Origin of the sequence: Pedobacter sp. HMWF019 (genome assembly GCF_003061025.1) — a bacterium.
Classification (GTDB): domain Bacteria; phylum Bacteroidota; class Bacteroidia; order Sphingobacteriales; family Sphingobacteriaceae; genus Pedobacter.
The window spans coordinates 1-12,480 of the sequence record NZ_QAIL01000006.1; the positions used below are offsets into that span (position 1 = coordinate 1).

Here is a 12,480-nt window from a genome sequence, read left to right on the forward strand (position 1 = left end):
ATTATATAGTGTGTTGTTTTAATCAATTTATAAATTCTACCATCCTGGGTTTTGTCCCAGCTTAGGGTTAAATAAGCGGTCTGATTCTGGTATAGGATAAAGATAGTTCTTTTGTTCAAAAACGCGCTTAGTAGTACTTAGCCAGGTCAGTTCTCCGGAAGTGTCATTAGAAAGCCGCTGTGGATTTGGCCCACCGTTAATGGTCGGTGCAACGTTGATATAATTTACACCAGCTACCGGATTGGCTGGCATGACCTGGTAAAAACAAACATCGGGCTTGCCATCGTCGTTGAGGTCCATCGGTACATTTAACGCTGGAACATAAAATCCGTTCCATACTTTAGTCATCAGATCTCCTTTCTTCCAGCGCACAATATCATCAAAACGCAGGCCTTCCAGAGACAATTCGATACCGCGTTCTCTTCTGATTTCCAATAAGGCCGCATCTGAGATGCCAGGAAAATAAACCGTTTGTAAATAAGGGTCGGCTGTTGCTGGTTTGTTGCTCAGCCCTCCTGTAATACCGGCTCTCTGACGCAGCGAACCTACAGTTTTTATCCAGTCTGCATCTGTAAAAGTGCCTAATTCTGCCTTTGCTTCTGCATAATTCAACAAGATCTCTGCATAACGCATTAACGGTATAGAATTGATGTTTTGGCCACCACCATCATATTTGGTATCGTCCAGAACATATTTTATAGGCTGATAGCCGGTATAGGTATAAGAGAATATTGGAGGAGCAGCTTCTAAAGCTCCTCCGTTGATTCTTTTATAATCGCCCATTCGGATGGTTTGTTGCAGTCTTTTATCTCTTCCTTTAACCTCATCTTTGAAAACGAGGGTTTGATAACCGGCACGGTTAGTGAATGGTGTACCGTCTATATTCAGATAGGTGTTGATGAACATCCTGGTAAAACTGATCCTGGCCCCATAAGTAGCGCTGGTCCACCACCAGTTGGCATCGTTGTACACCGACAGATTTGCGTCGGTTACCGCAGCAAGCATCACCTCGGTTGCTACCGGTGTTGTACTGATGAACAAGTTCCGGTAGGCCAGATCGCCACCACTGGTATTTAAAGCGAAACCGCCTTCGGTCATCACCTTTTGTGCAGCATCTGCAGATTCTCTGAGCCATTGTTCAGAACTTCCGGTCAAACCTGCTTCATCATGGTATTTACGGTAAGTTCCTTCATACAAACAAACTCTGGACTTGAAACCCAGAGCCACATACTTAGTGATGAGTGACCTGGAATTGTCACTGATGCGACTGATATTATTACAGGCATAGTTCAAATCGGCCAATACAGAATCCATCACTAAGGACCGCTTATCCCGGCCCTTGTACAAGTCCGGATCATCGACCTTAAAGGTTTTATTGATCCAGGGTACATCTCCAAACCTTCTTACTTTTGTATAATAAAAATAAGCTCTAAAAAACCTGGCCAGTGCATTATACTGAAGTCTTACTGCCGCAGAAACTTTATTGTTGTTGTTATTTTCAAGGAAGTAATTGATGTTTCTCAGACCATCCCAGTCCCAGCCATTGCTCTGCCGCGGCCCATATGCGCCATTAACCAGAAAATCTGGTGCCTGGCTCCTGGCTGCGTAATCAGACATTTCATCTTTCTTGTGGGCATCTGATGCAGAAGGCAATAATTTATAAAAAGAATTCGCATACAGTTCTAATCCCTTTTCACTTCCGAAAACGGCCTCTTTTGTAGCTGTATCTTGTGGTATCTGATCTAATTTTTTACAGCCGTTCAGCGCGACAGCTAATGCGGTTAAAACAAAAAAGAATCTTCTCATCTTTATATTTTCTAATATACATTTCATTGTTTTCTTACTTAAGGATTAAAAGGTTGCAGATAAGCCCAGACTGTAACTTTTCAGAATCGGGTAGTTATTGCCGTTACCACTGCCTCCATCTGTAAGCACACGATCCGATCCGGTAATACTCTCTACATCAATATCTTTGGTAATCTTATATAAAGGCGACCAGCTCCATAAATTTTCACCGGTCAGGAAAACCCGCACACTGCTCAAGCCTGCTTTTTTAAGGAAGGTCTGTGGTAGGTTATAACCAATCTGCAAGTTTTTCATCCGGATATAAGCCACATTCTGCAGATATTTAGTTTGTACCTGTGTTAAAGTTGCCGATCCATTTTGAGCAATATATCCTCTGTATCTTGGGAAATAGGCATCTGGATTTTCAGGCGACCAGATATTGCCCAATTGAAATTGTGGGACTTTATTATACGGACGGTTGTACTGGCCCCAGAATGTGCCGTTTTCAGAACCCGGATACCAATCCATTTTGCCTACGCCCTGGAAGAAGGTGCTAAAGAAAAAGCCTTTCCAGTCTGCACCTAAGGAAATACCATACGTGTAACGTGGGGTAGAATTACCTATGATTTTTCTATCACCCGGGTTTCCGACTGTTTTATCTCCGTCATTGATAACACCATCACCATTCAGATCAGCAAACTTAATATCTCCCGGCAGGATCTTACCTGTATTAGACGATTTATACAAGATCTGTTTTGGGGTATTGGGATCGGCAATACTTGCAGCAGTATAATAACCATCGGTTACAAAACCCCAGATCTCTCCTACCGTTTGGCCCGCATAGTAATCTGATAATTTCCGCTCCGGGTTGTTAAATTTCAAGATTTTTGCAGTGTAATCGGCAAGGGTTAAACGTACCGTGTAATTCAGTGGTTTTGAACCCACTTCAAATTTATCGTTCCAGGTAATTGTTGCTTCCCAGCCTGTTGTTTTTAAATCTGCGTAGTTTCCTTTTGGAACTGCAACTCCAAACACTGCCGGCAATGTCATTCCTGTGGTAAACATATCAGTAGTTTTACGGATATAGGCGTCGCCACTAAAATTAAGGCGGTTATTCAGGAAAGCGATATCCAATCCAAGGTTCTGGGTGGTGGAAGTTTCCCAGGTTAAGCCATCAGGTATCACGCCCGGCTGGCTGGTTTGTTGAGGACGAACCCCATTTAACACCCTGTCGGATTGCGTAATGCCTAATTTTTCCAGAAATGCATAAGACGCAATATTTCCGTTTCCTAATGAGCCATAGGAAGCCCTGATTTTTACATCTGTAATCGCATTGGGATTGATCTTCCAGAAAGGCTCTTTACTCAGCCTCCATCCGGCAGAAACAGAGGGAAAGAAAGCATAGCGTTGGTTGGAAGGAAATTTGGATGAGCCGTCATAACGTCCGTTGAGCTCTACCAGGTAACGGTCTTTAAACGCATAATTTAAACGGTAAAAACCACCGTTGATGGCCCATTGCTCATAACCACCCCCTGTTGTTATAGATTGTCCAAGTGCAAGGTTAATGTCTTTCGCATCTTCGAAGATTAATCCATTACGAACCACCTCCAAACGTTTATAGGTAGATTGTTCATAATTATACCCTGCAAGTACCTTTAAATAGTGATTTTTGTTGATGAGTTTGGGTTCGTATTCAGCATAGATGTTGGTGGCCAGATAATTGGTCGTTCTGTACAACTGCTGTAAATCATTGTAGTTAGAACCAACATATTCTATGACCCCTGGTTTACGACTATAAGGTACTGGAACACGTGTTCTGCTTTCGTTATTATTGGTATTCTGAAAAGTAAAATCTCCTTTGACCCTGAATTGGTCATTGAAGAATTTACTACTAAATCCGGTGGTATTGCGAAATACTTTAGGTGTCATATCGATTCCGTTCTTTCCATAGTAAAAATCTCCAACGGTATAGGCTGCAGAATACGACAATGTTCCATCAGGATTAAACATTGGTGCTACGTTATGCCCCTCATCTGCAATATTCCTCCAGATCCCGCCACCTTCGCCCACATTGACCGGGTTGTGGTATTTGGATGCCGAATAATCTGCATTGTTGTAAATTTTTAACCAGGGATAAAGTTCTAATGATCCCTTTGCACGAACATTATACATCTGATAGTCATCAGAATTGTAGCGAAACAATCCTGACTGACGGAAGGATCTGCCAGACAGATAAAAATCTGCTTTTCCACTACTTCCGGATATGGATAGGTTTTGGTCTGTTGCAGAATTGTGGTCTTTGTACAGTTCGTGGTACCAGTCGGTATTGTCGTAGTATACATATTCTCCATTCGCGTTTACTTCGTATTTCGGCAGAGATGGATCCAGTGATCTGCGTTTCAGTTCAGCAAGATATTCTGGTGAGAATTTAACCGTTTTGTTGATGTTTTGCGGGGTTTGGGAGTAATCGTTCCATGCAGACCAGGCATCATTAAACATACTGGCAAAGGTATACCCGTCTGTGACATATTTAGGAACTGTTGTGGGTGATTTAACAGACTGCGCAATAGAATAATTGATAGAAGTTCTTTCCTTCGAAGGACTCTTTGTAGTGATCAGGACCACACCGAAAGCCCCTCTGGCTCCATAAATAGCCGCAGAAGCAGCGTCTTTGAGTACAGTAACACTGGCAATATCATTAGGATTGATCCGCGATGGATCTCCTTCAACTCCGTCTACCAATACCAAAGCATTTCCTCCCTGGCCAATGGACGTTGTTCCTCTAATATTGTATGCTGGCGATTGGATGGGCTTACCATCGCCCATCGTGAGGTTCAGGTTGGGTATTACGCCTTGTAAGCCTTGGGCAAGATTAGGAACAGAACGGTTTTCAAGTGCCTTAGAAGTAATCTGATCTACTGCTCCGGTCAGGTTCTCTCTCTTTTGTGTACCATAACCCACTACCAAAACCTCATTCAGCGTACCTGTCTGAGCCGTTAAAGAAACATTTAAAGAAGTAACTTGCCCTGGCTTTACTTGTATTTTAGTTTGAGTAGAAGAAGTGTAAGAAATAAAAGAAACCACCAGGGTATAGGTACCCGGATTTGCACTAATGCTATAGCTACCATCTGGCTTACTTTGTACGCCTCTGTCCAGTTCCAGGATTTTAATACTTGCACCAGGCAAAGGTTCCCCTTTTTCATCTACAATTTTACCACTAATGGTACCTGGCTCCTGATTCTTAACCAGGGTAATGATTCCGGGAACTTCCTCCTTGAACAGAATATCGGTTTCATTAAAAATAGCTCTCAGTATAGTGCCTATCTTTTCATTATTGAAATCTTTTGCCGTGATCTGGATTCTTTTCAATCGCAAATAAGCCGGGTCATAAGCAAAATCGACACCGCTTTTGAGCTGAAGCTGATCCAGCACATGGAGTAGGTTACCGCTTTGGAAGGAAATATTCATTCTTTTATACAAAACCTGGCCATTTGATGTGTTCGCAGAAAGGATCTGTGAACCGGCAATCAGGAAAGAATAAACAAGAAATGTAAAACGCATAATTTTCTGCGAGAGCAGTAAATATTTTTTCATCTGAAATAATAATTTTCTATCGCGATGAACCAACCTGAACCCACATTTATTTCTTGCAAGCTCAGCAGGGTTTCCTATCTTTGATAGTATTGATAAATAAGATTTTTTTTAAGATCCAACAGACTGAGGGTCTCAAACTACTTGCTGTTGAATTTGTCATACCGGACCTGCTGCAGGTCCGGTTTTTTTAGTAGATCTCTATCCCATTTTTGGTCCTCCTGTATTTATTTTTATGTATGGAACAAATGACCTTGAGCGTTTCGTCAAACGAACGGGTTGACCGGATGTGCAGGTTATACACGTAAGCGGCAACGTTTCTGTTTCTGCTGCTTAGTTTAACTCCATAAATGGTTTTCACTGCCCGGGAAAGCTCTGCAAAAGAGGCATTCCTTAAACGAATCACGTTAACATACCAGGCATTGTGCTCCTTTAATGGAAATTGACTCACCTTCCATTTTTTGTTTTTAAGATTATAATTCAAGCGTTTACCATAGGTTAGCTCATCAAATACGCTATGGCCATCCCCCACTTCTACTTTCCCCTCACTTACACTGATTTCAGCGCCAGCCCCTTCAAACAGGGAAACGGCAAATTTAGTTCCCAATACCCGCGTTCTGATTTGCCGGGTTTTCACAATAAAGGGATGTTGGGGATCTTTACTTACTTCAAAGAAAGCCTCGCCGCCATCCAGATAAACAATTCGTTCAGGTTGCTGATCAAAATGCCCCGGGATCCTTAACCTGGTTAAGGGATTCATTTGGATGATGGATGCATCTTCCAGTTTTACCTTCTTATATTCTCCTGCTTTTGTTTCAACAATGGTGAAGCTTTGCACCGCTCCGGAAGTATTTGCCTTTTTAAAATAGGTCCTTCCTGCAAATATAGCAGGCACTGCCAGCGCAATCATTGCCGCATATTTATAATATTTCCTGAAGAACAGTTTCTTTACTGGCGCCTGTGATCGCGTAGCTAAAATTCCTGCCTTTATATCATCTTTGACCCTTACTTCTGTTTCAGAATCAGCAAAATCTTCTATCAGGTCCTCATCATAAGAGGCATACCAGTCTTCTACGAGTTGTTTTTCTTTCTCGGTGGATGTTCCGTTAGCATAGTGCTCTAATAATTTTTTAAACTGATCTGCTTTCAACTTGGTACCTCTTTAATGATAAGTACCCCTTAAAGCCCAAATCTACTTTTCCAAATTGTTAAGCTTTTGTTAACTAATTAAGCGCCGGCGGAATCTTATCACGAAGGCCTTTTCTGATTCTTCTCATTGCTTCCGAAAGATGATTGGAAACCGTTTGTTCTGCAAGATTCAATTGCTGGGCAATTTCAGCAATAGAATGATGGGTATGTCTTAACAGGTATGCATTACGCATCTTTTCAGGTAGTTCTTTAACTTCTATTTCAATCAGTTTCTCCAGTTCAAAGTAACCGGAAAGCTCGTCCATAAAGACAAATTCATTCATTTTTTGCAGGCTGTGTTCCAGTACTTTTTCTTCAACTTTTTCTGTTCTGAAGTAATTCAGGACCTGCAACTTTACAGCCCCCATTAGAAATTGTTCTATCGTGGTGTGGATGATCAGGCTATCCCTTCGCTCCCAGACATTGATAAAAACTGTCTGAATGATGTCTTTGGCCGCTTCTTCACTCTTCGTTCGGCTTAAGGCCTGCATATAGAGTTTTTTCCAGTACAGATCGTACAACAAGTCATAAGCAGCCTCATCTCCCTTTTTGAGCCGCTCAATGAGTTCTTCCTTTCTGATACCTGTTTCCAACATGCTCAAAAGTAGAGAACGAATATAAACAGGATGTTAAATTGGAAATCGATTTGCGAAGCCTCCATAACAGTACAGGATACCTGGCTTAAAGCAAAACTTTATATTTGGATTTGCACCTCTTAAAAGAACTCATTAAACAGTCTATGAACAAGAAAAAACACCTTCACGTATTATTGTTGATGATCGGATTACTTGGATGCAAAATGGCTTTTAGCCAAACAGAAACACCGGTTGCGAAGAAGAAATATGACATTGCCGCATTCTTGTATCCCGCTTATGCGAGTGATGACCCCAGGTTACGCCCTTTCTGGCCGGCCGGTAATGGAGAATGGGAAACTGTGCTGAACATTCAGGACAGGTTTCCTGGCCACTATTGGAACAGAAAACCTTTGTGGGGACCAGTTAATGAGGCAGATCCCGCAGTGATGTCTATGGAAATTAATCAGGCTGTAAAACATGGGGTCAACATTTTCATTTTTGACTGGTATTGGTATGATGGCAGACCATTTATGGAAACTACACTGGACAATGGCTTCCTAAAGGCCGAAAATGTGAACGACATGAAGTTTTACCTCATGTGGGCTAACCATGATGTGGTCAATACCTGGGATACCCGTTTAAATAAATTCAATGAAAATAACGTGATCTGGACAGGTAAGGTAAGCAGAGCGGAATTTGAGAAAATATGCAGGCGAAATATTGAAAAGTACTTTAAACTTCCGCAGTACTACAAAATCAATGGGAAACCTGTTTTTATGATTTATGATATGCCGCAACTTATAGATGGTCTTGGGGGTGTTGAACAAGCAGCAGATGCTTTGAAATGGTTTAAAGAAGAGACAAAAAAAGCCGGTTTTCCCGGACTGGAGTTACAGCTGACCATGTGGTCTATCAATACAAACCACAGTGGTTTCGACGGCAGTAAAACAAAAAATCCAGAGAATGCTTTCGTTAAAAAGTTAGGTTTTACCAGTGCAACGCATTATCAGTTTTGCCATTTTGCTAATGTAAATGACGATTATCTTCATATTCTTGATGCTGTAAAAAAGGAATGGATACGTATCGATACCGCATTTGATTTCACCTATTATCCTCATATTAGTGTAGGTTGGGACAACAGCCCTCGTACCGGACATAGTGCAGTGGTTAAAAACAATACGCCTGAAAACTTTGAAAAAGGTCTGCGCATGGCCAAGGCCTACGCAGACGAACATCCTAAACAAGTTCCGCTAATTACCATAAACAGCTGGAATGAGTGGACAGAAACCAGCTACCTTCAACCCGACAACGTATACGGTTATGGCTATTTAGATGCCATTAAAAGAGTTTTCGCTGTCCATTAATTTCACTTGTTTACCCATTTTTTTCTGGATCACTTCAAAATGATGCAATTCACTTTGGCTAACCAGAGAAATGGCATCGCCCATGGTATCTGCCCGACCGGTTCTGCCAATGCGATGGACATAGTCTTTTGGGGAACGGGGCAATTCATAGTTAATGACAAAGGGAAGATCATCAATATCAATTCCCCTTGCCATTAGATCTGTAGCTACTAATATCCGCAGTTTGCCGGTCTTGAACTGATGCAAGGCCTCTGTTCTTGCGCCCTGACTTTTTTTACTGTGAATGGCTTTTGCATCTAAGTTATTTTTACGGAGTTTATTTACAATAGCGTCAACCTGATGTACTGATGAAGCAAAAACCAATACCTGTTTCATTTCATAATGATCGATCAGACGACGCAAAAACGGCCCCTTCTTTTCCTCCGAAACAATATATGCAACCTGGTTGATCAGTTCTATCGAATCTACCTTCTCTTCTACCTCGATCACAACAGGCTCCTGCAGCAAAATTTGATGAATATGCCGAATATCCTTATTCAGGGTCGCAGATAGGAGTATATTTTGACGCTTTTTTGGCAAAAGCGCAATAATTTTGTCTACCTCTTCTTTAAAGCCGAGATTGAGGATCTTATCTGCCTCATCCAATACCAGGGTTTCAATACTGGAGAGGTGTACTGCATTCATAACCACCAGTTCCAATAAACGTCCTGGTGTTGCAACCAGGATATTTACACCCTGCAAAGCCATCATTTGGGGGTTAATAGAAACCCCTCCATATACTGCCAGTGTTTTAATGGACTCTGGCAGTGCCTGGCTAAAAGTCTGAAATACATCTTTAACCTGTACCGCAAGTTCACGAGTAGGTACTAAAACCAATACATCCGCATGGCGATTTTTCACTCCAAAGCTTTTTTGCACATTCATTAGCAGTGGCAAAACATAGCTGGCTGTTTTTCCTGAACCCGTTTTGGCAATACCTAATACATCTTTTTTATTTAATATAGCTGGTATTACGGTTTCCTGAATGGGCGTTGGTATGGTGAAATTCTGATCTTTCAGTGCTTTTGACAAAGCAGATGACAAACCTAGGGATACAAAAGGCATAGTAATTTTTTTTTGTGTAAAAGTAGGTAAAAGAAGCGGAATGCCTTCAAATCGCTAGTTTTTACTCAGCTGATCGACTACATTAACGAGTTTACCAAATTCTTCCTTATCATACAAACGGGTCAGGAACTGTATGTTACCCTCCCGGTCAATCACGACATTCCTGGTCACGCCTGCTTTCTTATCTGCAAATTTCTGAAAGATTCCTGCTCCCGGATCGAGGGCCAAAGGATAGCTGATTTTCATATCCTGATGAAATTTTTGCACCTTTTCTAAGGGTTCATCACGGTCAACCCCGATGAGTACAACGCCTTTGCCTCTATAAGCCTGCCAGATGTCGCGCTCCAGATAGGGCATTTCCTCTCGGCATACTTTACACCAGGAGGCGGTAAACTGAAGGACAACGATCTTCCCTCTCAGCTCTTTCAAGGTCGTTTTTTTTCCATCCTGAAGAATCAGTTCAAAATCGTCAGGTGCTTTATCGCCAACTTTGACCAGATATCCCCGGCTATCGCTGTTGGGGTTTTCGAATTTCTTTTCCTGGGCAAAACCTGCTAGGCTTGTTATCGCTATAGCGATACTTAAAATAAACTTTTTCATGTTTTTACAATTTTAATATATGGTTTTAAGGTGATCTGTTAATTTGTTAATGGCGCCGGTTACCCGCTCAATCTCCTGACCAGCTTCTGCATAGTGTCCTTCCTCCAGTGCTTCTCTAACGCCCGGAATGGTTTTTACACCGTAACCAGTATAGAATCCGGGAGCATAAATGCTATGGCTGTACCATGGCCTTCTCGGCAATCCGGTTTCCAGCAATAATGTTTTTTCGGCCTGGAATAGTTTCTCATTGTTTTTACGGAGTGAAGCTCCGTCTGTTTTAAAATTATTTTGTCTTCTTGTCAATTTAGAAGCTTCGTAATGTAAAGAATCGGCTGCTGCCAGTAAAGATGAAAAATCAATTTCAGGAACTGGTATTTTCCGTTTAGGCGAAATGAAATTTTCCTTCGGCACTGCTGCAAGACTGTAAATTCCTTTGTCAATCAATTCATTCTGTAGTGTATTCGCCTTTCGTTGAGTTGCAGCCAGCGCGACCAGTTCATTCACATAATTCTTGATGACTTCAGATAAGCCCTGAAAATCAAAAGGCAACTTTTCTGTATCTGCTAAACGTAATACAGCTCTTCCCGCGGCTTGTGAAAGTGATACCCCATAACTAAAATCAGGATCCTTAAAACGAATGTAATTGTCGTAAGAATCGTAGATAGAATGGTATTCACCCCCACCGGCTTCTCCTCCGAAAGCAAAATTCAGGCTTGGAATGCCTAAATGCTGTAGAAAAGCAGAATAATCGGATCCGGTACCTAATGCGCCCAGTGTATATTGGGTATTATCCAAAATTTCAGCACGTTTCTGGGCAGGTGCTTTGAGAATCTCACTGGCACGCTTCCGATCAAATATAGAGGCCTGTGTTAATGGATCTTTCACATCTTTGGCTATATCTGTAACTAATTGCGTTAAGGCATGAGAACCACCCGCATTAAAAAAACCGCTGCTGTTTCCGTCTGTGTTGATATAAGCCACTGCTTTAGCACTCAATTCTTTCGCATGGAGTTCAACCCATTCTGTTGAGCCCAGCAGAGATTGCTCTTCTCCATCCCAGGCGCAATAAACCAGCGTTCTTTTTGGCCGGTAACCTTCCTTGGCCAGTTGACCGATAGCTTTCGCTTCTTCCAGCAAGGAAGCCAGCCCGCTTACTGGATCTGCTGCGCCATTTACCCAGGCATCATGATGGTTTCCTCTAACAACCCATTCATCCGGATACTCACTTCCTTTTATCTTGGCAATTACATCATAAGCAGGAACAATATCCCAATTCTGTTTAATCTTCAAATGAACCTGCGTTTTACTGCTGCCACCTATACGGTAGGTAAAAGGCAGGGCCCCACGCCAGGATGCCGGTGCCACCGGCCCGTCTAAAGCTGCCAGCAGAGGTTTTGCGTCATGATAGCTGATGGGCAGTACCGGAATCTTTAAAATAGTAACTGCATCTTTTCTGTCCAGTCGTTTTGCATTTTTGACAGAGGCATAACCTGGGGTCAGCGGATCACCAGGATAAATAACCATATCCATGACCGATCCGCGTTGTACGGTATGTTCATTTTTGAAAGGGCCTTCTGGGTAACCGTCTCCCTGATAGTAACCATCATCTATGGGATCTGAATAAATAATGCAACCTATTGCACCATGTTCATAAGCTACTTTGGGTTTGATACCTCGCCAGGAATTTCCGTATTTGGCAATGACAATTTTGCCTTTTACATCAATGCCTTGCCGTTCCAGCTCTTCATAATCTGCAGGTAGGCCATAATTTACATAGACAAGGGAAGCAGTTACATCGCCATCCGCGCCCCAGGCATTATAAGTTGGTAGTTGTCCTTCCTGTCCTGAGGTAGCATCACCTGGCACAGCTGGTTCTTTCAATTCCGCGGTAAATTTAACCGGAGCAATCAGTTCGAGTTGCCGTTCTGCAGGCGTAGGAAATAAGACATAGAAGGTTTCAATTTTGGCATCCCATCCATACGACTTGAACTGATTGTAAACTTTTTCAGCCACTTCTTTTCCTGCTGCTGAGCCTAAGTGGTGAGGTTTGGCCGATAATTCTTTGATCGTTTTTCCTATATTTTCCTTACTTAACAGGCGGTCAAATTTTGTTTCCAAGTTTTGTTGTGTGTCTTGTTGTGCCAGAGCAGACCCTGAGAGAATAGAGAGGCAAAACATAGAGATTAAGGTTTTATTTTTCCAATACATATATTTTTATTTAATCGTCAAACTGGTTTTCTAATTTATTTAATCGGTCCGTCCATACCTATTGG

Annotated in this window: 8 protein-coding genes; 1 reads left to right on the forward strand and 7 read right to left on the reverse strand. The window is 42.0% G+C overall.

What is annotated here, in order from left to right; translation table 11 throughout:
- Nucleotides 1–36: 36 nt before the first annotated feature.
- The 4 genes from DBR11_RS00165 to DBR11_RS00180 form a co-directional block, all read right to left on the reverse strand.
- Nucleotides 37–1,806 carry a RagB/SusD family nutrient uptake outer membrane protein gene (locus DBR11_RS00165; RefSeq protein WP_108549593.1) on the reverse strand — a complete coding sequence of 590 codons (1,770 nt, stop codon included), beginning with the start codon at nt 1,804–1,806 and terminating at the stop codon, nt 37–39.
- 45 nt (nt 1,807–1,851) lie between these two features.
- Complete coding sequence (locus tag DBR11_RS00170) at nt 1,852–5,379, reverse strand: TonB-dependent receptor (protein WP_108549586.1); 3,528 nt, start codon at nt 5,377–5,379, stop codon at nt 1,852–1,854.
- Between the two features lie 187 nt (nt 5,380–5,566).
- Nucleotides 5,567–6,526, reverse strand: coding sequence for a FecR family protein (locus DBR11_RS00175; protein WP_108549587.1), 960 nt, complete (start codon nt 6,524–6,526; stop codon nt 5,567–5,569).
- 73 nt (nt 6,527–6,599) lie between these two features.
- Nucleotides 6,600–7,160: an RNA polymerase sigma factor gene (locus DBR11_RS00180; protein WP_108549588.1), complete on the reverse strand. Its 561-nt coding sequence runs from the start codon at nt 7,158–7,160 to the stop codon at nt 6,600–6,602.
- A gap of 143 nt (nt 7,161–7,303) precedes the next feature.
- Between DBR11_RS00180 and DBR11_RS00185 the strand changes: the two genes are divergently transcribed.
- Nucleotides 7,304–8,503, forward strand: coding sequence for a glycoside hydrolase family 99-like domain-containing protein (locus tag DBR11_RS00185; RefSeq protein WP_108549589.1), 1,200 nt, complete (start codon nt 7,304–7,306; stop codon nt 8,501–8,503).
- Here DBR11_RS00185 and DBR11_RS00190 read toward each other — a convergent pair.
- The 3 genes from DBR11_RS00190 to DBR11_RS00200 are packed head-to-tail and all read right to left on the reverse strand — an operon-like array spanning nt 8,468 to nt 12,325.
- Nucleotides 8,468–9,607 (reverse strand): DEAD/DEAH box helicase, encoded by a 1,140-nt coding sequence (locus DBR11_RS00190; protein WP_108549590.1) that lies wholly within the window; start codon nt 9,605–9,607, stop codon nt 8,468–8,470. The genes DBR11_RS00185 and DBR11_RS00190 overlap by 36 nt on opposite strands.
- A gap of 54 nt (nt 9,608–9,661) precedes the next feature.
- Nucleotides 9,662–10,207, reverse strand: coding sequence for a TlpA disulfide reductase family protein (locus tag DBR11_RS00195; protein WP_108549591.1), 546 nt, complete (start codon nt 10,205–10,207; stop codon nt 9,662–9,664).
- Between the two features lie 12 nt (nt 10,208–10,219).
- The gene (locus tag DBR11_RS00200) at nt 10,220–12,325 is read right to left on the reverse strand and encodes a transferrin receptor-like dimerization domain-containing protein (protein WP_233260596.1); all 2,106 of its coding nucleotides are present in this window, start codon (nt 12,323–12,325) and stop codon (nt 10,220–10,222) included.
- Between the last annotated feature and the right edge of the window lie 155 nt (nt 12,326–12,480).